The organism is Caulobacter sp. GW821-FHT11A05, from assembly GCF_058809015.1.
Genome location: NZ_JBXASF010000001.1, coordinates 398,951 through 422,183 on the forward strand (window position 1 = coordinate 398,951; position 23,233 = coordinate 422,183).

The following is a 23,233-nucleotide window of genomic DNA, read 5'->3' on the forward strand; positions in this document are numbered from 1 at the left end:
GCCATCCCGGCATGGCGCTGGCGGCCAGGGCGGCGCTCCATGGCGACAGGCAACGGACAACGAAGTTCGCGGCTGATCGAGACGACCGCTCGGATGCGGTCACCCCGCCCGGCGACGCCGCCGTTCTCGCTCACCCGCATTCCGAAGGCTGCCTCATGACGCCCCGTTCGTTCCTGAAGTCTGGCCATACGCCGACCCTCTTCGCCTCCTTCCTCTATTTCGACCTCAGCTTCATGGTCTGGGTCCTGCTTGGTCCGTTGGGCGTCTACATCGCCAAGGACTTCGGCCTCGACCCGGCCCAGAAAGGCTTCATGGTCGCCGTGCCGGTGCTGTCGGGCGCCCTGCTGCGACTGGTCGCCGGGGTGCTCGTCGACCGCATCGGCCCCAAGAAGACCGGCCTGATCGGCCAGCTCATCGTCCTGGCCGGCCTGCTCGGCGCCTGGTTCCTGGGCGTCCACAGCTATTCGCAGGTGCTGATCCTCGGCCTGCTGCTCGGCGTCGCCGGGGCCTCCTTCGCCGTCGCCCTGCCGCTGGCCTCGCGCTGGTATCCGCCGGAGCACCAGGGCCTGGCGCTCGGCATCGCCGGGGCCGGCAACTCGGGCACCGCCCTGGCCGCCCTGTTCGCCCCCGCCCTGGCCAAGATGTTCGGCTGGAGCAACGTCATCGGCCTGGCCGCCATCCCGCTGGCCGTGGCCTTCGTGGTCTATCTGATGATGGCCAAGGACGCCCCTGAACAGCCCGCCCCCAAGAAGCTGACCGAGTACCTCGACGTTCTGAAGGTCCCGGACGCCTGGTGGCTGATGCTGCTCTATTCGGTGACCTTCGGCGGCTTCGTCGGCCTGTCCTCGTCGCTGACCATCTACTTCAACGCTGAATACGGCCTGGACCCGGTGGTCGCCGGCTTCTTCACCGCCGCCTGCGTCTTCGCCGGCTCCTTTATCCGCCCGGTCGGCGGCGCCCTGGCCGACCGCATCGGCGGGGTGAAGACGCTGAGCACCGTCTATGTCCTGGCCGCCGTCGGTCTGGCCGGCGCCAGCTTCCACATGCCCAGCCCCTGGCTGGCCCTGGCGGTGCTGATGTTCGCCATGCTGGCCCTCGGCGCCGGCAACGGCGCGGTCTTCCAGCTCGCCCCGCAGCGGTTCCGCAAGGAGATCGGCGTGGTCACTGGCCTGATCGGCATGACCGGCGGCCTTGGCGGCTTCTACCTGGCCGCCAGCCTCGGCATGGCCCGCAAGCTGACCGGATCCTACCAGCTCGGCTTCCTGGGCTTCGCCGCCCTGTCCCTGCTGGCCCTGGTCGCCCTGCTGGGCCTGAAGAACCACTGGCGGGCGGTCTGGCCGACCCTCCACGGCGACGCCGCCGCCGTTCCGGTCCGGCTCTAGGAGCAAGCGGCATGTCCAAGGAAAGACTGGTCGTTGTCGGCAACGGCATGGCGGGGTGTCGGGCGGTCGAGGAGATCCTCAAGCGCGACCCCGGCCGCTACGAGATCGCCATCTTCGGCGCCGAGCCGCGGGTCAACTACAACCGCATCATGCTCTCGCCGGTGCTGGCCGGGGAGAAGGCCTTCGATGACATCGTCATCAACGACGAGGCCTGGTACCGCGACAACGGCATCACCCTGCACGCCGGCCGGGCCGTCACCGGTCTCGACCTGGCCCGCCGCAAGGTGCTGGCCGAGGGCGGGCTGGAGGTTCCCTTCGACAAGCTGATCCTGGCCACAGGTTCGGACCCCGTGCGGCTGCCGCTGCCCGGCATCGATCTGAAGGGCGTGGTCACCTTCCGCGACCTGGACGACGTCGAGGCCATGGTCGCCGCCTCGGCCAAGCCCGGCGCCAAGGCGGTGGTCATCGGCGGCGGCCTGCTGGGCCTCGAAGCCGCCTATGGCCTGGCTCGCCGGGGCATGCAGGCCACCGTCGTCCACCTGATGGACGTCTTGATGGAACGCCAGCTCGACGAGTCGGCCGGCTTCCTGCTGCGCGAGGCCCTGGCCGAACGCGGCGTCGAGACGGTGATGGGGGCCCAGTCGCAGGAGATCGTCGGCCAGGACGGCCAGGTCGCCGGCCTCAAGCTGAAGGATGGCCGAACCCTCGACTGTGACCTGCTGGTCATGGCCGTCGGCATCCGCCCCAACGCCGCCCTGGCCCGCGAGGCCGGCCTGGCGGTCGGCCGCGGCGTGGTCGTCGACGACGCCATGCGCACCAGCCACCCGGCCGTCTTCGCGGTCGGCGAATGCGCCGAGCATCGCGGTGAATGCTACGGCCTGGTCGCCCCGATCTGGGAGATGTGCCGGGCCCTGGCCGACGCCATGACCGACGGCTCAACCGTCTACGAGGGCTCGGTCCTCTCGACCCGGCTGAAGGTTTCCGGCGTCGACGTCTTCTCGGCCGGCCGCTTCGCCGGCGGCGAGGGCTGCGAGGACATCGTCTTCCGCGACGCCGCGAGGGGCGTCTACAAGCGGGTGGTCATCGAGGACGGCAAGGTGGCCGGGGCGGTGCTGTTCGGCGACGCCATCGACGGCAACTGGTACTTCGACCTGATGCGGTCGGGCCGCGATGTCGGCGACATCCGCGAGAGTCTGATCTTCGGCCAGGCCATCACCGAAGGGCTGGCCGGCCTGGACCCTAGCGCGGCCGTTGCGGCCATGGCCGATGAGCAGGAAATCTGCGGCTGCAACGGCGTCTGCAAGGGCCAGATCACGGGCGCGATCACCGCGCAGGGCCTCACCACCCTGGACGACGTCAAGGCGGTGACCAAGGCCTCGGCCAGTTGCGGCAGCTGCACGCCGCTGGTCGAGCAGCTGTTGAAGCTGACCCTCGGCGACGGCTTCCAGGCCCAGACCGGCCCCAAGCCGGTCTGCAAATGCACCCATCGTGATCATGGCGAGACCCGCCGGCGCATCGTCGCCGAGGGGCTGAAATCCCTGCCGGCCGTCTTCCAGGCCCTCGAATGGACCACCCCCGACGGCTGCGCCAGCTGCCGCCCGGCCCTCAACTACTACCTGATCTGCGCCTGGCCCGGCGAATACCGCGACGACAAGCAGTCGCGCTTCATCAACGAGCGGGTCCACGCCAACATCCAGAAGGACGGCACCTATTCGGTCGTCCCGCGCATGTGGGGCGGCATGACCACCCCCGACGAACTGCGCGCCATCGCCGACGTCGCCGACAAGTTCGCCATCCCGGCCGTGAAAGTCACCGGCGGCCAGCGCATCGACCTGCTGGGCGTCAAGAAGGACGACCTGCCCGCCGTCTGGGCCGATCTCAACGCCGCCGGCATGGTCTCGGGCCACGCCTACGCCAAGGGCCTGCGCACGGTGAAGACCTGCGTCGGCAGCGACTGGTGCCGGTTCGGGACCCAGGACTCCACGGGCCTCGGCATCCGTCTGGAGAAGTTCCTCTGGGGCAGCTGGACGCCGGCCAAGGTCAAGCTGGCGGTCAGCGGCTGCCCGCGCAACTGCGCCGAGGCGACCTGCAAGGACTTCGGGGTGGTCTGCGTCGACAGCGGCTACGAGATCCACATCGGCGGCGCCGCCGGCCTGCACATCCAGGGCACCCAGGTCCTGACCCGCGTCGCCACCGAGGAGGAGACGGTGTGGACCATCGCCGCCGCCATGCAGCTGTACCGCGAGGACGGCTGGTACCTGGAGCGGGTCTACAAATGGATGGCCCGCGTCGGCCTTGAGAGCATCCAGGCGGTGGTCAACGATCCCGACCAGCGCCGCGCCCTCTACGACCGCTTCGTCGTCTCCCAGCGCACCGCCCGCATCGACCCCTGGGCCGAGCGGGTGGCCGGCCGCCACTCCGACGAGTTCAACCCGCTCAGCCGCCGCATGGAGTTCGCCCCGGCATGAACGCGATCGCCGTCCCCCCCGTGCTGCACTGGACCGACGTCGGGGCCGTCACCGACGTGCCGCGCCGCGGCGCCCGCCGCCTGCCCAGCCCCCAGGGCGACATCGCCGTCTTCCGCACCGGAGACGGCGAAATCTTCGCCCTGATGGACGCCTGTCCGCACAAGGGCGGGCCGCTCAGCCAGGGCATCGTCCACGGCAGTTCGGTGACCTGCCCGCTGCACAACTGGGTCATCGACCTGGCCACCGGCGAGCCGACCGGCGCCGACAAGGGCAAGGGCTGCGCCCCGACCGTGCCCGTGGAAGTGCGCGAGGGCCGACTGTTCATCGGCCTCTATGTGACGCCGCGCGATGGCTGATGGCGGCGCGCCTTCAGCGGTACGGACCACCTGCCCCTACTGCGGGGTGGGGTGCGGGGTTTCGGGCCTGGCCGAGGGCCGCGCGCTCTCGGTGGCCGGCGACCGCCTGCATCCGGCCAACGAGGGGCGGCTCTGTTCCAAGGGCGCGGCGCTCGGCGCCACGGTCGGCCTCGAGGGCCGGTTGCTGCATCCGATGATCGGCGACCGGCGCGTTCCCTGGAAACAGGCGACGAGCCTGGTCGCCAAGCGCTTCGCCGAGACCATCGCCCGCCACGGCCCCGACTCGGTGGCCTTCTACGTCTCCGGCCAGCTGCTGACCGAGGACTACTACGTCGCCAACAAGCTGATGAAGGGCTTCATCGGCTCGGGCAACATCGACACCAACTCGCGCCTCTGCATGGCCTCGGCCGTCGCGGCCCACAAGCAGGCCTTCGGGGCCGACCTGGTGCCCGGCTGCTACGAAGACCTCGAACTGGCCGACCTCGTGGTGTTCAGCGGCCACAACGCCGCCTGGACCCATCCGGTGCTCTACCGCCGCATGGAGGCCGCCCGGGCCCGGGGCCAGCGTCACGTCGTCATCGACCCGCGCCGCACCGACACCGCCCAGGGCGCCGACATCCACCTGGCCATCGCCCCGCAGACCGACGTGCGCCTGTGGAACGGTCTGCTGGCCGACCTCATCCGGCGCGGCGCCGTCGACCAGGCCTACATCGCCGCCCATGTGAACGGCTGGCCCGAGCTGCTGCTGGCCCTGGCCGAGGCCGACCAGTCGCCCGCCGCCGTCGCCGCCGACTGCGGCGTCGAGCTCGCCGACCTGACCGCCTTCTTCGACCTCTTCGCCCGCCATGAGCGCACGGTCAGCCTGTTCTCCATGGGCGCCAACCAGTCGGCCCAGGGCGTCGCCAAGGGCCTGGCCATCCTCAACACCCACCTGGCCACGGGCCGCATCGGCAAGCCCGGCGCCTGCCCCTTCTCGATCACCGGCCAGCCCAACGCCATGGGCGGGCGCGAGACCGGCGGCATGGCCAACACCCTGGCCGGCCACATGGACTTCGCCCCGGCCGACCGTGACCGCGTCGCCCGCTTCTGGGGCGCGCCCCAGACCGCCCGCGCCCCGGGCCTGAAAGCCGTCGACATGTTCGACGCCATCCACGACGGCCGCATCAAGGCCGTCTGGATCATGGCCACCAACCCGGCCGTCAGCCTGCCCAACACCGCCAAGGTGCGCGAGGCCCTGGCCCGCTGCCCCTTCGTCGTCGCCTCCGACGTGATGGCCAGCACCGACACCGTCGACCTGGCCCACGTCCGCCTCCCCGCCCTGGCCTGGGGCGAGAAGGACGGCACGGTGACCAATTCCGAGCGCTGCATCTCCCGCCAGCGCCCCCTGATGGCCGCGCCCGGCGAGGCCCGCGCCGACTGGCGGATCATCGCCGACGTCGCCTGCGCCATGGGCCACGCCGACGGCTTCTCCTGGACCAGCCCGGCCGCCGTGTTCCGCGAGTGGACCCGCCTGACCGCCTACGAGAACCAGGACCGACTGCTCAACCTGTCGGGCCTCGTCGGCCTCGACGGCGCCGGCTACGAGGCCATGGCCCCCGTGCAATGGCCGGTCACCGCCGCCGGCAGCACGCCGCGGCTGTTCGCCGACGGTCGCTTCCAGACCCCCGACGGCCGCGCCCGCCTGATCCCCGTCCGCCCCGCCCCGCCGGCCAGCGCCCTCGACGGCGCCTTCCCTCTGTCGCTGAACACCGGCCGCATCCGCGACCACTGGCACACCATGACCCGCACGGGCCTGGCCCCCGACCTCTGCCGTCATGCCCCCGAGCCCTATGTCGAGGTTCACCCGGAAGACGCCGCCGCCGCCGGCATCGCCGAGGGCGACCTGGCCCGGGTCCGCACGGCGCGCGGCGAGGCCGTCGTCCTCGCCAGGCTGACCGACCGCCAGCGGCGCGGCGGCCTGTTCATGCCGATGCACTGGACTGACGCCTTCGCCCCGTCGGGCCGCAGCAATGGCCTGATCGCCCCCAACATCGACCCCACCTCCGGCCAGCCGGAGTTCAAACACACCCCGGCCCAACTGCGCCCCTATCGCGAGACCTGGCGCGGCTTCCTGCTGACCCTGGACGCCGCCGACGTCGCCTTCCCGAAGGACATCGTCTGGCGCCGCCTGCCGCAGACCGCCTGCCAGCAGTTCGAATTCGCCGGCCGTGGTGACGAGGCCCAGCGGGAGGTGATCCGCAAGGCGGCCGGGCGCGGCGCCGTCGGCGAACTGCTGACCTACGAGGATGCCCGGGCCGGCAGCCTGCGCCTGGCCTGGGTCGAGAACGGTCGCCTCACCCGCGTGCTGTTCTTCACCGTCTCCGGCCGCCTGCCGAGCCGCGACTGGCTGGTCGACCTGTTCGAGGAACCGGAACTCTCCGCCACCGCCCGCGCCGCCCTGCTGATCGGCCGCCCGCCCGGCCCGGTGGTCGACGCCGGCCCGATGGTCTGCGCCTGCCTGAAGGTCGGCACGAGGGCCATCGAGACCGCCATCGCCGCCGGCGCCTGCAGCGTCGAGGCGGTCGGCGCGGCCACCGGGGCCGGGACCAACTGCGGCTCCTGCCGCCCCGAACTGGCCCGCATGATCCAGACGCTGGCGCCGGCCGGCGCACCGGAGGAGACCGCCCATGCCGCATGATCCCGAACCCGGCCGCGTGCTGCTGGTCGGGGCCGGTCCCGGCCCCGCCGACCTGATGACCGTCCGCGCCCAGCGGGCCGTGCAGGGCGCCCAGGCGCTGCTCTACGACGCCCTGGTCAGCGACGAGGTCCTCGCCCTCGCCCCCGCCGCCTGCGTCCGCATCCAGACAGGCAAGCGCTCGGGCCGGACCAGCATGGACCAGTCGACCATCAACCGCCTGATGCTGCGCCTGGCCCGCAAGGGCCTGACCGTGGTCCGCCTCAAGGGCGGCGACCCCTCGGTGTTCGGCCGGGTAGGGGAGGAGGTCGCCTTCCTGCGCGGCCACGGGATCGAGACGCAGATCGTGCCGGGCGTCACCGCCGCCTGCGCCGCCGCCGCCCAGTTCGACATCCCCCTGACCCACCGGGGCCTGGCCCGTCGGGTGGTCTTCGCCACCGCCCGCACCGAGGGCGGCGCCCTGGCCGCCAGCGAATGGCGCGGCGTCGCCGACGGCGAGACCACCCTGGCCCTCTACATGGCCCGCGACAGCGCCGCCGCCCTCACCCGGCGCCTGATCACCGAGGGCATGAGCTCCACCACCCCCGCCGCCGCCATCGAAAACGCCGGAGCCCCCACCGCCCGCATCCGCCGCGCCACCCTGGAAACCCTACCGGCCGTCCTGGCCAGCGAAGGCTTCGACGGCCCGGTCGTGCTGCTGATCGGCGAGGTCGCCGCTCTGGCCCAGACAGGGACGGTCGAGGGTGAGGCGCCGGACGTGGAAATGCTGGGTCGGCGGGCCGGCTGAGGGCGGCCTTCGTTTCAGGACGGCGCTGGGCTATCCTGACCGCCGACTTGGCCGCGCCAGGCGTCTTGGTATGGGAGCGGCCTCGGGTTCCAGCCCGCGGGAGACGCCCCATGACCGACCAGCCCTTCTACCACGATGGCAACCGCGCCCTGCAGGACCAGTTCGAGAGCCGGGCCATCGCCGATCGCCTCGAGCAGCTGAAGCGCACCGCCTTCACCGACGACGACAGGGCCTTCATCGAGAGCGCCGTCTACTTCTTCCTGGCCACCGCCGACGCCGAGGGCCGTCCCGACTGCTCGTTCAAGGGCGGCCCGGCCGGCTTCGTGCGCGTCACCGGCCCGTCGGAACTGGCCTTTCCGGACTACGACGGCAACGGCATGTTCAAGAGCCTCGGCAACGTCACGGTCAATCCCAACGTCGCCCTGCTGTTCATCGCCCTGCACGGAGCCCCGCGGCGGCTGCGCGTCAACGGGACGGCGCGTATCGACCGCCAGGACCCGCTGATGGGCAGCACGGTCGGCGCCCAGCAGATGGTGCGCGTCGAGGCCCACGCCATCTTCCCCAACTGTCCGCGCTACATCCCGTCGATGCAGCTGGCCGAGGAGTCGCCCTACACCCCCCGTCCGGGCCAGGACCCGGTCGAACCGGCCTGGAAAAGCTTCGACATCTTCAAGGACGACGTCCACCCGCGCCAGCCGACGTGGAAGGGGTAGGCGCGGCGACGGGCTGCGTCAGGGTATTGGCCCAGCCGTATCCGGGTCGGGTCGGGAAGCCGTCGAACGTCAGGGCGTAAGGATGCCATAGGCGGCATGCCCAGGTTGATCCGTTCGTCCATTCCGCTGGCCGAGCTGTCGCCGCCACCCGCTGGCCGGCCGAAAAGGAGGCCAACGGGGCCATGTCCATGTCGGGTCTGAGCGGATTTGGGCCAAGCGCAAAGGTTCCGAGCCAAACGATCTCGCCTGCCCTGGCCTCAAAGCTCGGCGCGCCCAGGCAGTAGTCAAAGAGGGCGCCGAAGCCATAGAGCCGCCAGGTCCCGGCCGGCGCCACATAGGCTACTGTTTCCTCAACCTCCGCCCCGACCTTCTGCCCCTTCCACAAGCTGGCATGGAAGTATTCTTCGGTGTTGTCGGGGCCGCCGGTTCCGCCTTCACGGTCGAAGCTCAGCGTGAAGCGCCGGAACTTCGCCGCGCCCCGTATCCTCAGGACGAGGATCGCCGATCCATCCGGCGGAACCAACGTGGCGCCCCTGGCCATGGGCGCAAGGCCGGGGTGGACCCGCACGGCCCAAGGATAGGGCCGCGCGGCGACGGTCACGGCCGGCGGCGGCGCGCGGGGATCAGCGGCCGCGATGCTCAGCAATGTCCGACGCGCGCCTTCCGGGCTGCGGACAATGGTGCTGTCGGCCCGGCCCGCCTCGTTCCTGAAAACCCGCGCAACCTCGCCAGGCGGGGTTGCGGAGCCGACCCAGGCGGCCAGTTCGGTGCGTAGCGCCTGCTTGCCCAGTCCGGCGAGCCGCTCGCCTTCCCGCGGGGCCAGCCGCATGACGCGCCATCCCCGCACGACCATGCAATGCTCAACGTTGACGGCAAAACGGGCCTTTTCCCAGCCCTTCATCATGCTCTCCAGCACGACCGATCCGATCGCCTGGTCCACCAGCCCGCCACCGGTGACTCCGTTCGGAAAGCGGTTCGCCAGATTGTCGGTCGGCGCGCGGACAAAGCCCCCCTGCCACGTCTGGATGCAGTTGTTCAGCTCCGAATCGTGGGTGGCCAGATCGGCTCCGACGCGGTTGAAGTAGAGGTAGCCTTCGGTCGCCTTGACGAGATTGGCGGGCGCGGCCGCGACGGGGCTGGCGAGAAGCGCGCCGGCCAACAGGAAAGCCAAGAGACGCATGGTTGCCCCGGTGATGGTGGTGGCGGCCCCGGAGGGACTCGAACCCCCGACCTTGGCTTTAGGAAAGCCCTGCTCTATCCGGCTGAGCTACGGGGCCACGCGGGGCGGTGATACCCTCCAAGCCGCCCCGCTCACAAGCCCGCTTGAACGGGCGGCTGCGGCGGAACACCGCACGGGCCGGCTCAAGGGCGATCGTCACCGTTTTCTTAAGCGCTTTCCGCCGAACGTGGTCACCTGGAAGAGAGACCAAGGCAGAATGGCCAAGCGTATCCTGATTATCGATGACGACCCGCTGCTGCGGGAGATGGCGGTCGAGATGCTGTCCGACGCCGGCCACGACTGCGTCGTCGCCGAGGATGGCCGGCAGGGGCTGGCCGTGCTGCTGGGCCGGCCGGTCGATCTGGTGCTGCTCGACATGATCATGCCGGTGATGGACGGGGTCGAGGTCCTCGGCCACCTCAAGCGCGGCTGGCCGGACCTGCCCGTGGTGGTGATGTCGGCGGGGGCCCGCACCATCAGCGCCCAGAGCCTGCTGCGCCTGGCCGCCAGCCTGGAGGCCGACGAGGTGCTCCAGAAACCGCTGCGCACCGAGATCCTGCTGCCGCTGGTCGACCGCCTTCTGCAGCTGCAGAGCCAGGCCGCCTAGCGAAGGGACGATTTTCCGGCAGCCGTTCGGCCGTCGATGAATATGTCTAGACATATTCATCGACCTTCCGGGCCTCCCTGGCCGGTTCTCCCAGGCGGCGTCTCAACTGTTGCGGCCAGCCTGCCAACATTCCCCGCCGCTCGCGCTACGCGGATGTCAACGCCAGGTCTACATTCGCCGCGCCTGGCGCAACCGGGAAGTCATGGAAATTCATAGGGATTCTTCCGAGGGACCAGTTTGGCGCGCCGGTGGCGCGGTATAATGTTGACCCGCTTCGATAAGGCCGGCCGCCGGAACCGGCCGCCTTCGCATCGGCCAGCGCCTGCTCTATCCTGATCGCCGCAACACCCCGGGGAGGGATCATGCGCTATCTGCGCCTGCTGTACGTTCAGGTCCTGTTGGCCATCGCCGCCGGCATCGCGCTGGGCGCGCTCGCGCCGGGCCTGGGGACCGAACTGAAGCCGTTGGCCGACGGCTTCATCAAGCTGATCAAGCTGGTCATCGCCCCGGTCATCTTCTGCACCGTCGCCGCCGGCATCGGCCATATGAGCGACATGGCCAAGTTCGGCCGGGTCGGGGCGCGGACCCTGCTCTACTTCCTGGTGGTCTCCAGCGTCGCCCTGCTGATCGGCCTGGTCGTCGGCCTGATCGTGCAGCCCGGCGTCGGCATGAACATCGACCCGGCCGCCATCGACCCGGCCAGCAAGGCGGCCAAGGCCGTCGCCGGCTACGCCGACAAGGCCGCCCACGCGCCCGGCCTGGCCGAATACCTGCTGCATCTGATCCCCGACACCTTTATCGGCGCCTTCACCGAGGGGGCCATCCTGCCGGTGCTGGTCATCGCCGTTCTGACCGGCTTCGCCTGCGCGCGGCTGGGCGAGTTCGGGGACAGGGTCAGCCACGTGCTGGAGGACATCGCCAAGGTGTTCTTCTCGATCATCCACATCGTCGTGCGCTTCGCCCCCATCGGCGCCTTCGGGGCCATGGCCTACACCATCGGCGAGCATGGCCTGGGCAGCCTGGTCCAGCTGGGCAAGCTGATCCTGACCTTCTACGCCACCTCGCTGCTGTTCGTGCTGCTGGTGCTGGGGGCCATCGCCGCCTGGGCCGGATTCTCGATCTTCAAGTTCCTGCGCTACATCCGCGAGGAGCTGCTGATCGTGCTCGGCACCTCGAGTTCGGAATCGGTGCTGCCACAGATCATGGAAAAGCTGCAGCGGCTTGGGGCGTCCAAATCGGTGACCGGCCTGGTCATCCCGACCGGCTACAGCTTCAACCTCGACGGCACCAACATCTATATGACCCTGGCCATCCTGTTCCTGGCCCAGGCGACCAACACCCACCTCGACGGCTGGCAGATCGCCACCCTGCTGGGGGTGGCCATGCTGACCTCGAAGGGGGCCAGCGGGGTGACAGGGGCCGGCTTCATCGCCCTGGCCGCCACCATCTCCGAGGTCCACACCATTCCGGCCATCGCCCTGGCCGCCATTGTCGGCATCGACCGCTTCATGAGCGAGTGCCGGGCCCTGACCAACCTGGTCGGCAACGGCGTCGCCACCCTGGTCATCGCCCGCTGGGAGGGCGAGCTGGACGTCGCCCACCTGCGGGCAGAACTGGACCGCGGCCCGATCCAGGCCCTCGAGGAACCCCTGCTGGAGCCGGCCCCTTGATCCGACTGTTCGCCGTTTTCGCCGCCGCGCTTCTGCTAGCGGGATGCGGCGACGCCGCCCGGCTCGACGCCCTGGCCACGCAAGGGCGGGCCACGGTGGTCGAGGTGGTCACCGGCGACCTGGTCCGGCTGTCGGACGGCAGCGACCTGAAGCTGGCCGGCGTCACCGCCCCCCGGCTGGACGCCCCCTATGGCGAGGCGTCGCGCGAGCGGCTGGCCAGGATGGTGCTGGGCCATGACGTCGAACTGCTGTCGGCCGGCGCCGCCCGCGATCCGTTCGGCCGCAAGGTGGCGCAGCTGCGGCTGGCCAAGGGCCGGCGCTGGGTGCAGGGCCGGATGCTGCGCGAGGGGGCGGTGCGGGTGCGCACCTTCCCCGAAAGCCGGGCGCTGGCCCGGGAGATGCTGCGCCGCGAGGGCGAGGCCCGCAACGCCAAACGCGGCCTCTGGGCCCTGCCGGCCTATCAGGTGAAGATCGCCAGCGAGGCGGCCGTCGCCCCGCCCGGCTTCACCCTGGTCGAGGCCCAGGTCGGCCAGGTGCATACCGGCAGCGATTCCCGCGTGCTCGACCTCGGCCACGGCTTCTCGGCGGTCATCCCGGCCCGGGCCATCCAGGACTTCGACAGCGCCGGCCGCTCGCCGGCCTCGCTGGAGGGGCGGCTGGTGCGGCTGCGCGGCTATGTGCGGGACGGGCAGCTGAGACTCGATCACCCGGAAGGGCTCGAGATCCTCAATCCCCAATAGTCAGCCGACCAGGCCGGCCAGGGCGGCGGGGCTGAACTCGGTCTGCAGGGCCCGGCGCAGCTTCTCCAGGGCGGCATGCTCGATCTGCCGCACCCGCTCCTTGGAGACGCCCAGTTCCTCGCCCAGCGCCTCCAAAGTGCGCGGCTCCTCGCACAGGCGCCGCGCCCGGACGATGGCCAGCTCGCGCGGCGACAGCACGGTCAGCGCCTTGGCCACCGCCCGGTCGCGGGCCTCGCCGTCCAGCGACTCGCTGGCGGCCTCCTCCGGGTCGGGCCGTTCGTCGAGCAGGAAGTCCTGCCAGGCGTCGTCGGTCCCGGCCGTGACCGGGGCGTTCAGCGAACGGTCGGCGGCCGACAGCCGCGCGGCCATGGCCTCGACGTCCTCCTCCTCGACGGCCAGCTCGATGGCGATGGCCGCCCGGCTCTCAGGCGTCAGCCGGCCCTCCATGTCGCCCAGACGGGCCCGCAGCCGGCGCAGGTTGAAGAACAGGCTCTTGCCGGCGGCCGTGGTGCCGGTCCGCACGATCGACCAGTTGCGCAGCACATAGTCCTGCATCGCCGCCCGCACCCACCAGCCGGCATAGGTCGAGAACCGCACGGCCCGGTCCGGCTCGAACCGCGCCGCCGCCTGCATCAGCCCGACGCTGCCTTCCTGGATCAGGTCGCCGAACGGCAGGCCGTAGGCCTTGAACCGCCCGGCCATGGCGATGACGAGGCGCATATAGGCCCCGGTCAGTTCATGCAGGGCTTCCTCGTCCTGGGCGTCCTTCCAGCGGACGGCAAGCTGATGCTCGTGATCGGCCTCCAGCATGGGCGTGCGCATGGCGCGCCGGATATACCGCCGCTCCGCCGTCTCAGCCGTGACTGCCTCTCTCGCCATGGGCGAGATACGGGGCAGGGCGCGGGGTGGATCACATCACTCGGTGGGAAATTTGCCTTCGGCCGGGAGGCGGTCGCGTGCGGCCTGCAGGATTTCAGGGAAGGATCGTGTGCTGACCCCGCTGGCAAGAGCTTCCGCGACCAACTGCTCCATGGCGGCGATCTTGGCCTGCCTGATCAGCTCTTCGACGTCGTAGCTATCCACGCCGGCTCTCCGTTCCGATGTGGCCATCTTCTCATGAGTTTCGGATGATCAAAAGCGGTTCGGCTGCCGTGAGTGTCCCTTCTCCCCTTGTGGGAGAAGGTGGCCCGAAGGGCCGGATGAGGGGTCGATGATTGGTTCAACCGCGATGAGGTGGCGGCGACAGGCTGTGTCGGAGGCCGGGGGGACCCCTCATCCGTCGGCTTCGCCGACACCTTCTCCCACAAGGGGAGAAGGGAGCCCCGAGGCGAACTCACAAAGAAAAACGCCCGGCCTTTCGACCGGGCGTTCAACTCGTCTTCCGAAGAAGAACCGCCTAAGCGGCCTTCTGCAGCGACTTGGTCAGCAGGTTGACGGCGGCGTCGCGGTCGATGCGTTCGACGGCGGCGACTTCCCGGGCCATGCGGTCCAGGGCCGATTCGTACAGCTGGCGCTCGGAGTAGGACTGCTCCGGCTGGTTCTCGGCGCGGTGCAGGTCGCGGACCACCTCGGCGATCGACACCAGGTCGCCCGAGTTGATCTTGGCTTCATATTCCTGGGCGCGGCGCGACCACATGGTGCGCTTGACCCGGGCGCGGCCCTTGAGGGTGGTCAGGGCCTTGCTCATCACGCCTTCCTCGGCCAGCGAACGCAGGCCCGAGGTGGCCGCCTTCTTGGTCGGGACGCGCAGGGTCATCTTCTCGTGGTCGAAGGTGATCACGTAGACTTCCAGAGACATGCCGGCGACTTCCTGGGTCTCGACCGCCTGGATCGAGCCAACGCCATGGGCGGGGTACACAACGTGGTCGCCCACGGAAAACGCCAGTCCGGTCTTGCTCATATCTCGTCCTTCTCCTGCACCTCCGCGGATCTCGCGGAGCGCCGCTCCCACTTTCTCCTGATCACGACGCGAAAAAGCCCCAGTCGCCGGAGAGGCGCGGGCTCATCGTTCATGTTCAAAAGTCTTCTAGGACACCCTTCGCCTTCGTCCGGGCGCGCCGATCGGGAGCGGCTGTTCTTGAACCGAGGCGCGGGGGCGAAATACCTCCGCGTCGAGGGTGTAATAGCACAAAATTCAGTCGAATGAAAGGTTTGCGACACGCGCGTGTCGCGGGCCAGGAGCCCGTCGGGCGGAAGTGACTCCGGTTCCCCCGCTCGGACAGGCTGCAAACGCTGAAAAAGGGCCTAGCTGCCCTTGCCGGGCTTTTCGCTGAAGTATTTCTCGAACTTGCCCTCTTCACGCTCGAACGCCTCCGCGTCGGCCGGCGGTTCGCCCTTGAGGGTGATGTTCGGCCAGACCTTGGCGTAGTCGGTGTTGATCTTCAGCCACTTGCTGTCGGGATCGTCCTCGGTGTCCGGCTTGATGGCGTCGACCGGGCATTCCGGTTCGCAGACGCCGCAGTCGATGCATTCGTCCGGATTGATGACCAGGAAGTTCTCGCCCTCATAGAAGCAGTCGACGGGGCACACCTCGACGCAGTCCATGAACTTACATTTGATGCAGGGGTCGGTGACGATGTAGGTCATCAGAGGCTCTAAAAGCGCGCCCTTGGGATCGCGCGCGCGGGATCGGATCGTGGGGTGGCGTCATCCGATGGGGGAGGGCGCCTTGTCAATGCGGCGAGGCCGCCCGGCCGCTCAGTTATTCTCCAAGGTGGTATAGAGCGCGCGGGCCTCGGGCGGCGGACCGCGCCGCATCCCGGCCTGTTCCATGCGCACCGCGATCAGGCGGCCGCCTAGCGCAAAGACCAGTTCGTCGCCGGCGTGCAGGGTGCGGCTGGCCTTGTCGAGGCGGCTCTCGACGCCGCCGCGGGTCATGCGGACCCGGCCGTCCTCGACGAATTTGGCGGCGATGGTGCGGCTCTTGAAGAAGCGGGCGCGCCACAGCCAGACGTCCGCCCGGCAGGTTTCGGCCGCTTCGGTCACGGCTTGGCGGCCTTGCGGCGCGGCCGGCGGATTTTTGGCTTGCGAGCCGGGACCTGCAATTGGGCCAGGGCCGCGAACGGCGATCCGGGCGGCGGGCTGACCGGGGTCGGGGCGGCCTTGGCGGCGCCGCGCCGGCGCCAGGCGACGGGCTGATCGCGGTTGACGGGGGCATAGCCCAAGCCGCGCAGGATGTCGGCGGCGTCCCTGGCGGTCCAGCCGAGGTTTTCAATCAGGGTGTCGGACACCACCGAACCGCCGCCCTTCTGCGGCGCCGCCCGCAGGGCCGCGTCCAGCCGCTCCAGCGCCTCGACCGGCACGGCCAGGCCGCCGACCGCCATCAGGCCGCGCGCCGACAGGCCCTTGGCGTCGACCGGCCCCGGTTGCAGGCGGCTGACCTTGCCGGCGGCCGGCGCGGATGGATCGGCGGCCAGCGACTGGGCGAAGGCCTGGGCGTCGTCGGTGAGCAGGCCGGGCAGATGCAGGCTGAAGGCGCCGATGCGCACGCCAAGGCTACGCAGGGCCCGGCGTTCGGCCTGGCTGAGCACCCGCATCTCCGCCTCGACCTGCCGGCGCGGCAGGACGCCGCCGTTTTCCAGCAGCCGGTGGGCCAGACCCCGGGCCAGGCCGCGCAGGCCGCCCTCGCTCATCGCCGTCTCCAGCGCCGCCAGGGGGCTCAGCTTGCGGGCCCGCTCATGGGCCAGCCAGGCCTCCAGCCGGCGCTGGGCGCGCTCGCGGGCCGGGGCGGGACCCAGTTCGCCGAGCAGCCGCACCCTGGCCCCGGCGTCCAGCCGCCCGGCCGCCTGGCCGCGCCACAGCACCAGGCCGTCGGGGGTCAGGCTGAAGGCCTCGTCCTCCTCGGCCGCCAGGGCGCCCAGGCGCCGCGCCACCTCCGGCGCCACGGCCCGCTGGGCGGCGCCGCGCAGAGCCCTTTCCTCCAGGCTGGTGATGGCCCTGGGCTGGTCGAAGACGACGCCGCTCAGCTTGCCGACATAGTGGCCCTCGACGGTCACCGCACCGTCGTCGGCGATGCCGGCCAGCATGGTCTCGCGGTCGCCCAGCTGGCGCATCAGGACACTCGTCCGCCGGTCGACGAAGCGGGCCATCAGCTTCTCATGCAGGGTGTCGCTGAGCCGGTCTTCCAGCTGGCGCATGGTCGCCTGCCAGAAGGCCGGATCGTGCAGCCAGTCTGGCCGGTTGGCGACGTAGGACAGGGTGCGCACCGCCGCCAGCCTGGCGGCAAGTCCGTCGATCTCGCCATCGGTGCGGTCGAGCGTCGCGAACTGCCCGGCCATCCAGTCGTCGGGGATGCGTCGCCGGCCGCTGGTCAGGTCGTTGAAGATGCGGCGCAGGAGGTTGAGGTGGTCGTCGCTGGCGATCTTGCGGAAGTCCGGCGTCTGGCAGACCTCCCACAGCTTCTCCAGCTGCGGCCGGGCCTTGGCGCGGTGGGCGATGTCCGGGTCTTCGGCCAGCCGCTTGAGGGTCAGCTCGTCCAGCGCCTCGGCCGACAGCTTCAGCCCTTCGCGTTGCGGGGCCTCGTCCAGCGTCTTGATGAGGGTCGTCAGGCTGGTGAAGTCCAGGCGGCTGTTGCGCCACTCGGCCGTGGTGATCGGCTCGAACTGGTGGTTCTCGACCCGCTCGACCAGGTCCTCGTCGATGTCGTCGGCCTCGCCGGTCACCCCGAAAGTGCCGTCGCGGCGATAGCGGCCGGCGCGGCCGGCGATCTGGGCGATCTCGCTGGCGTGCAGCCAACGGCTCCGCTTGCCGTCGAACTTGCGCAGACCGGCGAAGGCGACATGGTCGACGTCCATGTTCAGGCCCATGCCGATGGCGTCGGTGGCCACCAGGAAATCGACCTCGCCCGACTGGTAGAGGGCGACCTGGGCGTTGCGGGTGCGGGGGCTCAAGGACCCCATGACCACCGCCGCGCCACCCCTTTGACGCCGGATCAGTTCGGCGATGCCGTAGACCTGGTCGGCGCTGAAGGCGACGATGGCGCTGCGGCGGGGCAGGCGGGTGATCTTTTTCGGACCGGCGTAGGTCAGCGAACTGAACCGCTCCCGCGTGACGATCTCGGCCTTGGGCAGCAGCCGGCGGACCAGATTGACCATGGCGCCAGAGCCCAGCAGCATGGTCTCGTGCTTGCCGCGCGCATGCAGCAGCCGATGGGTGAAGACGTGGCCGCGCTCGGGATCGGTGCACAGCTGGATCTCGTCGATGGCCATGAACTCGACCTCGCGGCCCAGCGGCATGGCCTCGACCGTGCAGACGAAATAGTTGGCGCGCGGCGGGACGATCTTTTCCTCGCCGGTGATCAGCGCCACCTCGCGCACGCCTTTCAACGCCACCACCCTGTCGTAGATCTCCCGCGCCAGCAGGCGCAGGGGCAGGCCGATCATGCCGCTGGCGTGGCCGCACATCCGCTCGACGGCCAGATGCGTCTTGCCGGTGTTGGTTGGCCCCAGAACGGCCGTAAGCCGGGCCGGCGCCTGGCCGGTCGAGCGATCACTCATGACCTATAGGTGGGGCGCGGCTTCGAGTCGGGCAAGCATCGACACGGTCCTCCGCGCCAAGGGGCGGCAATCAACCGCGGGCCGGGCTGAAATGTTCCTGCGGCGCCCGAGAACAGATCGCAAAACCGTGTTCAAAGGGCGCTTGGCGGAAATTCAACCTGTGGTAAATTTGCCCGAAATGGGCCGGCGACGGCAGCACGTCACCGGACAGGGGAGTGCGCCATGACCAACGTCCAGTTTGGCTCGAGCTGGGGAATCTCTATCGAGGACGACAGCGGCCGGGGCGATGAAGGCATCGTCGCCATCCTGCTCTCGGCAGGCGAGACGGTGTACGTCGAATGGTACCCCGGTGAATTGCTGGATACGATAGTAGAGTCGGATGTGTACTATTACAGCGGTTTGAATTTCTTCATATCGATAGGATTTTCTCCGGCGTACAATGACAATTATACCGCAATTTCAGAAGGATCTCTTACTCTATATAGATCAGGGTTCTACCATCAGAGCGTCGATTTCGGCCCTATTATAGTAACCCAGAACGCCGCCTACGCACTCGACGATGTCGGGACCGCTGGCGCCGACGTGCTGTACGGCGACGCCGACGACAACGATCTCATCGGGCTGGGCGGCGACGATGTGATGACCGGCTCGCTCGGCGCCGACCAGATGAACGGCGGCGGCGGCATCGACACCGTCGACTACCGACTGTCCAACGCGGCCATCAACGTGATGCTCGGCGGCCCCGCCAACGGCGGCCACGCCCAGGGCGACAGCCTGGTCAGCGTGGAGAACATCTACGGCTCGGCCTTCAACGACACCCTGACCGGCGACGGCGGCGCCAACCTGCTGCAGGGCTATGACGGCGATGATCTGCTGACGCTCGGCGGCGGGGCCGACACCGTCGTCGTCGATACCGGCGGCGGGACGGACGTGGTCACCGACTTCGACGTCGCCGAGGACAGGCTTATGCTGTCACTGGCCGACTGGCAGTCGCGGACCGCCGACGGCGCCGACACCTTGTTCACCCTGGCCGGCGGCGGAACCCTGCGCCTCCAGAACGTCGACCGGAACAGCCTGACCGGCGCCAACGCCATCCTGCCCGCGCCGCCGGCCTACGAGCGGACCCTGGCCGGGACCATCGGCGCCAACACCCTGACCGGCGATGGCCGGGCCGAGATCCTGCAGGGCCTGGGCGGCAACGACACCCTGTACGGCCTGGGCGGAACCGACCGGCTTGAGGGCGGCGACGGCGGCGACAAGCTCTACGGCGGCGATGGCGACGACGTCATCGTCGGTGGGGCCGGCACCGACAACATGACTGGCGGGGCCGGCTCGGACATCTTCGTCTTCGGTTCCGGCGACGGGAACAACGCCATCAGCGACTTCTCGGTCACCGAGGACTACCTCGACGTCAGCGCCTGGGGCGACTACGCCTCGCTGGTGCAGACCGGCGGCGGCGTGCGGGTGATGTTCGCCGACGGCGGCTACGTCACCCTCACGGGCGTCCAGGCCGGCGACCTGACCGAGAGCCGCTTCATCACGACTGTGGCGACAGCTTCTCCCCCGCCGCCCCCACCGCCACCTCCTCCTCCCCCGCCACCACCTCCGCCTCCGCCTCCCCCACCGCCAACCTACGACCGCACCCTGGTTGGCACGATCGGGGCCAACACCATCACCGGCGACGGCCAGAACGAGCTGATCCAGGGCCTGGGCGGCAACGACACGCTCAACGGTCTGGGCGGCAACGACCGGCTGGAGGGCGGTGACGGCGGCGACAAGCTGTTCGGCGGCGACGGCGACGACTTCCTGCTCGGCGGCGCGGGCCAGGACACCCTCAACGGCGGGGCGGGGGCCGACATCTTCGCCTTCGGACCCGGCGACGGGGCCAACACCATCGCCGACTTCCAGGACGGCGTGGACCTGATCGATGTCACCGCCTACGGCGGCTACAGCTCGATCGTCCAGATGGCGGGCGGGGCGAAGATCATCTTCGCCGACGGCGGCTACGCCATCCTGACCGGCGTCCAGAGTTCGAGCCTGAGCGCCGCCGACTTCATCGGCCTCTAGCGAGCGTCGAAGACGATCCGGCCCTTGACCACGGTCAGCACCGGCTTGGCCGTCGGGATGTCGGCATCGACCGCGGTCAGCAGCTCGCGCGAGAAGACGGTGATGTTGGCCGGGCTGCCGACCACCAGCCGGCCCCAGCCTTCGGGGCGATGGTCGGCCTGGGCCGGGTTCAAGGTGAACAGGGCCAGGGCCTGGACGCGGTTCAGCGCCTCTTCCGGATGCCAGTCAGGGCCCGAAGCGCCCTTCAGGTCCTTGCGGACGGCGGCGGCGTAGTACTCGATCCTCGGATCGCCGACCTCGACCGGGGCGTCGGTGCCGCCGATGACCAGCGCCCCGCTGGCCGTCAGGCTGCGCCAGGCGTAGGCGCCTTTCAGCCGCTCAGGGCCGAGGCGGGCCGGCGCGAAGTAGAGGTCGCCGATCGCGTGCGAGGGCTGCATGGAGGCGATCACGCCCAGTTGCCTGAAGCGGGGAATATCGGCCGGGTTGACGATCTGGCTGTGCTCGATGCGCCAGCGCACCTGTTTGGCGGCGGCGGGGTCAGCGGCGAAGGCCTCAGCCATCCAGTCCAGGGCCTGGCGGTTGCCCGCATCGCCGATGGCGTGGAAGGCGACGTCGGCCTTGACCTTCAGGGCCTGTTTCATCATCGCCAGCGTCTCGTCATGCTGGGCGATCTGCAGGCCGCTGGTCGCCGGCTGGTCGCTGTAGGGAGCCAGCAGCAGGGCCCCGCGCGAGCCCAGGGCGCCGTCCATGTACAGCTTCACCCCGCGCACCCGCACCATGCCGGTGGGATCGCTGTAGGGACCGCGCCGGAGCACCTCGCCGGTATCCTCCGGCGTCATGAAGACATCGACCGTGATCGGCAGCTTCTTCTCGGCGGCCAGGGCGAAGAGCACCTTCACGTCGTCGGCGTCGGTGCTCATGTTGGCCGCGCCGGTCCAGCCGCGGGCGGCGTAGAGGGCGACGGCCTTCTCCAGCGCCTCGCGCCGGCTGGCCTCGCTCAATGGCGGCAGCCTGGCGTCGATCAGGCCCTGGGCGTTGTCGATCAGCATGCCGGTCGGCTCGCCGGCGGCGTCGCGCTCGATGCGGCCGCCGCTGGGATCCTTCGACTCTCGAGTGATGCCGGCCAGTTTCAGGGCGGCGCTGTTGAGCACCACGGCATGGCCGTCGGCCCGCGACAGCACCACGGCGCGGCCCGGGACCACGGCGTCGAGGTCGGCGCGGTTGGGGAATCGCTTCTCCGGCCAGTGGGTCTCGATCCAGCCGCGCCCGACCAGTGGTTCGGCGCCGGGGTGGGCGGTGTTCCAGGTCTTCACCGCCGCCGTCAGTTCGGCGACCGATTTCACCTGGTCGAGGTTGAGGGTCATCTCGCGCAGGCCGACGTAGGTCAGGTGCACATGGCTGTCGACGAAGCCGGGGTAGGCGGCGGCGCCCTTCAGGTCGACCAGCGGCAGGCCCCTGGCCTGGGCCCGGGCGGCGGCCAGGTCGCCGGCGAACACCACCTTGCCGTCGCGCACCACCAGCGCCTCGGCCGGGATCACCTGGGTCGAGCCGTCAGCCTGGGCGGCGCCGCCGTCGCTGAAGATCGGGCCGCCGAACAGCAGGAAGTCGTCGCCGTCGGCCGTGCCGGCCTGGGCCGCGCAGCCGGCAAGGATCAGGGCGCCCAGAATCGGCCCGGCAAGGGCGGCCAGCGGCCGGATGAGCTTGTGCAAGGGATGGCCCCGAGAGTCGTTGTTTCAGGGAGCGTAGCATGGGGCGAGGGCGTGGACACGCGGCCCGCTACAGGAGCGCTCTGACCCCCAAACTCCGATCATCCCGACGAAAGTCGGGACCCAGTGTCCACCGGCGGAACAAACTCTGGCGCTCTTCAGCGCTGAGCCCATACGCGGCTTGCCAGCTGGGCCCCGACTTTCGTCGGGGTGATCGGACGAGAGGGTTAACGCGGGGAGGAGGTCCACGCGAACAGGCGCGAAACGAATCAGGACCGAATCAGCGACCTCGTCCGATTCGGCATTTGTTCCCTACAAGCTATTGTATCTTAAAGCGGATTAACCACAACCCACAGACTCCTACCTGGCCTTCTTTGGCGGCTTGGGCGGGCAGGTGGGGCCGATCCAGGTGGCGTCGATCGAGCCGGTCGGGGTGATCGGCAGGCCGATGATGCTGGTCCGGATCTTGGCGTTCAGCGTGAAGTGTTTGGGGCTGTAGGTTCCCGAAGCGGTGACCTGCGCGGTCCGGCCGCGCTTGTCGACGCACGTGCCCTGGAACTCGGCCCGGCCGTTCGCGACGTTGCGGGTCGGGTAGGTGCATTTGTAGTGGCGGTTGCTGGGGCCACTGAAGAACTTGTCGATGTCCTTGGGCTGGACGCACTTCTTTTCAACGCTCTTGGACGAGACGCCGTAAGAGACCTTGCTGCGGTATTCCCAGTAGCCTGGCAGGATGGTGTCCGTCGCCTGGCTGGAGGCGACGGCCGGGATGGCCAGCAGGGCGATGGCGACGATGGTGGCGGCCGGGCGGATCATCTTAGGCATGGGCTCCAGAGCGTCGGTCTTGCGGTCTTGTTCCATAATGGCGGCGCATGAATGGCGGCTGAAGCGGTCTCTCGCCGCACGCGTAGCGAGTCTGCCCAAGAGTCCGTCAAAGGGTTGACGTTTCCCCGCCGCTTCCCCTATAGACCCCACCTCTCGTGCGCGGGCCATCCCTCGCGCGCCCGAAATTCTATTGCGAAGGTTCCTAACATGTCGCGTCGCTGCGAACTCACCGGTGTCGGCCCCATGGTCGGCCACAATGTGAGCCACTCGAACATCAAGACCAAGCGCCGCTTCCTGCCGGCCCTGGCTCCCGCCACCCTGGTCTCCGACGTGCTGGGTCAGTCGTTCAAGCTGCGGATCACCAACGCCGCGCTGCGCACCCTGGACTTCAAGGGCGGCCTCGACGCCGTGATCGTCAAGCTGAAGGACGAGAACCTCTCGCCCCGCGCCCTGAAGATCAAGCGCCAGGTGAAGGCCAAGCTGGCCGAGACCGCCGCGGCCGCCTAAGCGCCCGGCATTCGCCGAAA

Annotated in this window: 20 protein-coding genes and 1 tRNA gene; 11 read left to right on the forward strand and 10 right to left on the reverse strand. The window is 69.6% G+C overall.

All coding sequences use genetic code 11. The features are described 5' to 3' along the window. Positions 1–155: 155 nt before the first annotated feature. The 6 genes from AC1RSK_RS01810 (at position 156) to AC1RSK_RS01835 (ending at position 8,380) form a co-directional block, all read left to right on the forward strand. Positions 156–1,382, forward strand: coding sequence for a nitrate/nitrite transporter (locus AC1RSK_RS01810; RefSeq protein WP_492904986.1), 1,227 nt, complete (start codon positions 156–158; stop codon positions 1,380–1,382). A gap of 11 nt (positions 1,383–1,393) precedes the next feature. Then, positions 1,394–3,850 (forward strand): nitrite reductase large subunit NirB, encoded by a 2,457-nt coding sequence (nirB, locus tag AC1RSK_RS01815; RefSeq protein WP_492904987.1) that lies wholly within the window; start codon positions 1,394–1,396, stop codon positions 3,848–3,850. After that, positions 3,847–4,206, forward strand: coding sequence for a nitrite reductase small subunit NirD (nirD, locus tag AC1RSK_RS01820; protein ID WP_492904989.1), 360 nt, complete (start codon positions 3,847–3,849; stop codon positions 4,204–4,206). Before nirB ends, nirD begins: the two co-directional genes overlap by 4 nt. Continuing rightward, positions 4,199–6,883, forward strand: a complete 2,685-nt coding sequence (locus AC1RSK_RS01825; protein ID WP_492904990.1) for a nitrate reductase — start codon at positions 4,199–4,201, stop codon at positions 6,881–6,883. The genes nirD and AC1RSK_RS01825 overlap by 8 nt, the downstream gene beginning before the upstream one ends. Further along, a complete protein-coding gene (gene cobA / locus AC1RSK_RS01830; protein ID WP_492904992.1) occupies positions 6,873–7,667 on the forward strand; it encodes a uroporphyrinogen-III C-methyltransferase in 795 nt (264 codons plus the stop codon). The genes AC1RSK_RS01825 and cobA overlap by 11 nt, the downstream gene beginning before the upstream one ends. Positions 7,668–7,777: 110 nt before the next feature. Then, the gene (locus tag AC1RSK_RS01835; RefSeq protein ID WP_492904994.1) at positions 7,778–8,380 is read left to right on the forward strand and encodes a pyridoxamine 5'-phosphate oxidase family protein; all 603 of its coding nucleotides are present in this window, start codon (positions 7,778–7,780) and stop codon (positions 8,378–8,380) included. Here AC1RSK_RS01835 and AC1RSK_RS01840 read toward each other — a convergent pair. Both AC1RSK_RS01840 and AC1RSK_RS01845 read right to left on the reverse strand, forming a co-directional pair. Further along, a complete protein-coding gene (locus AC1RSK_RS01840; RefSeq protein WP_492904996.1) occupies positions 8,337–9,560 on the reverse strand; it encodes a hypothetical protein in 1,224 nt (407 codons plus the stop codon). The two genes, AC1RSK_RS01835 and AC1RSK_RS01840, sit on opposite strands and share 44 nt — an antisense overlap. Before the next feature lie 20 nt (positions 9,561–9,580). After that, positions 9,581–9,657, reverse strand: a tRNA-Arg gene (locus tag AC1RSK_RS01845). Between the two features lie 159 nt (positions 9,658–9,816). On the opposite strand from AC1RSK_RS01845, the gene AC1RSK_RS01850 reads away from it, so the two are divergent. The 3 genes from AC1RSK_RS01850 (at position 9,817) to AC1RSK_RS01860 (ending at position 12,616) form a co-directional block, all read left to right on the forward strand. Further along, positions 9,817–10,206, forward strand: a complete 390-nt coding sequence (locus tag AC1RSK_RS01850; protein ID WP_492904998.1) for a response regulator — start codon at positions 9,817–9,819, stop codon at positions 10,204–10,206. 362 nt (positions 10,207–10,568) lie between these two features. After that, complete coding sequence (dctA, locus tag AC1RSK_RS01855; RefSeq protein WP_492905000.1) at positions 10,569–11,876, forward strand: C4-dicarboxylate transporter DctA; 1,308 nt, start codon at positions 10,569–10,571, stop codon at positions 11,874–11,876. Next, entirely contained in the window at positions 11,873–12,616 is a 744-nt protein-coding gene (locus AC1RSK_RS01860; protein ID WP_492905002.1) for a thermonuclease family protein, read from the forward strand. The genes dctA and AC1RSK_RS01860 overlap by 4 nt, the downstream gene beginning before the upstream one ends. Here the strand turns inward: AC1RSK_RS01860 and AC1RSK_RS01865 are convergent, their stop codons facing one another. From AC1RSK_RS01865 to AC1RSK_RS01890, 6 genes are all read right to left on the reverse strand, one after another. Continuing rightward, entirely contained in the window at positions 12,617–13,495 is an 879-nt protein-coding gene (locus AC1RSK_RS01865; protein WP_492905003.1) for an RNA polymerase factor sigma-32, read from the reverse strand. Positions 13,496–13,531: 36 nt separating this feature from the next. Then, on the reverse strand, positions 13,532–13,699 hold the full coding sequence (locus tag AC1RSK_RS01870) for a hypothetical protein (protein ID WP_492905005.1): 168 nt from the start codon (positions 13,697–13,699) through the stop codon (positions 13,532–13,534). Between the two features lie 313 nt (positions 13,700–14,012). Beyond that, positions 14,013–14,516: a CarD family transcriptional regulator gene (locus AC1RSK_RS01875; protein WP_271065969.1), complete on the reverse strand. Its 504-nt coding sequence runs from the start codon at positions 14,514–14,516 to the stop codon at positions 14,013–14,015. 344 nt (positions 14,517–14,860) lie between these two features. Further along, positions 14,861–15,202, reverse strand: coding sequence for a ferredoxin FdxA (fdxA, locus tag AC1RSK_RS01880; protein WP_492905007.1), 342 nt, complete (start codon positions 15,200–15,202; stop codon positions 14,861–14,863). Between the two features lie 111 nt (positions 15,203–15,313). Then, complete coding sequence (locus AC1RSK_RS01885; RefSeq protein WP_492905009.1) at positions 15,314–15,601, reverse strand: S4 domain-containing protein; 288 nt, start codon at positions 15,599–15,601, stop codon at positions 15,314–15,316. Beyond that, on the reverse strand, positions 15,598–18,111 hold the full coding sequence (locus AC1RSK_RS01890; RefSeq protein WP_492905011.1) for a helicase-related protein: 2,514 nt from the start codon (positions 18,109–18,111) through the stop codon (positions 15,598–15,600). The genes AC1RSK_RS01885 and AC1RSK_RS01890 overlap by 4 nt, the downstream gene beginning before the upstream one ends. Positions 18,112–18,333: 222 nt before the next feature. On the opposite strand from AC1RSK_RS01890, the gene AC1RSK_RS01895 reads away from it, so the two are divergent. Continuing rightward, positions 18,334–20,178 (forward strand): calcium-binding protein, encoded by a 1,845-nt coding sequence (locus AC1RSK_RS01895; RefSeq protein WP_492905013.1) that lies wholly within the window; start codon positions 18,334–18,336, stop codon positions 20,176–20,178. On the opposite strand, the gene AC1RSK_RS01900 is transcribed toward AC1RSK_RS01895, so the two are convergent. Next, a complete protein-coding gene (locus tag AC1RSK_RS01900; RefSeq protein ID WP_492905015.1) occupies positions 20,175–21,887 on the reverse strand; it encodes an amidohydrolase in 1,713 nt (570 codons plus the stop codon). The genes AC1RSK_RS01895 and AC1RSK_RS01900 overlap by 4 nt on opposite strands. Before the next feature lie 357 nt (positions 21,888–22,244). Beyond that, positions 22,245–22,706 (reverse strand): DUF3617 domain-containing protein, encoded by a 462-nt coding sequence (locus AC1RSK_RS01905; RefSeq protein WP_492905017.1) that lies wholly within the window; start codon positions 22,704–22,706, stop codon positions 22,245–22,247. A 207-nt stretch (positions 22,707–22,913) separates the two neighbouring features. On the opposite strand from AC1RSK_RS01905, the gene rpmB reads away from it, so the two are divergent. Then, positions 22,914–23,213: a 50S ribosomal protein L28 gene (gene rpmB / locus AC1RSK_RS01910; protein ID WP_492905019.1), complete on the forward strand. Its 300-nt coding sequence runs from the start codon at positions 22,914–22,916 to the stop codon at positions 23,211–23,213. The last annotated feature ends 20 nt before the right edge of the window (positions 23,214–23,233 follow it).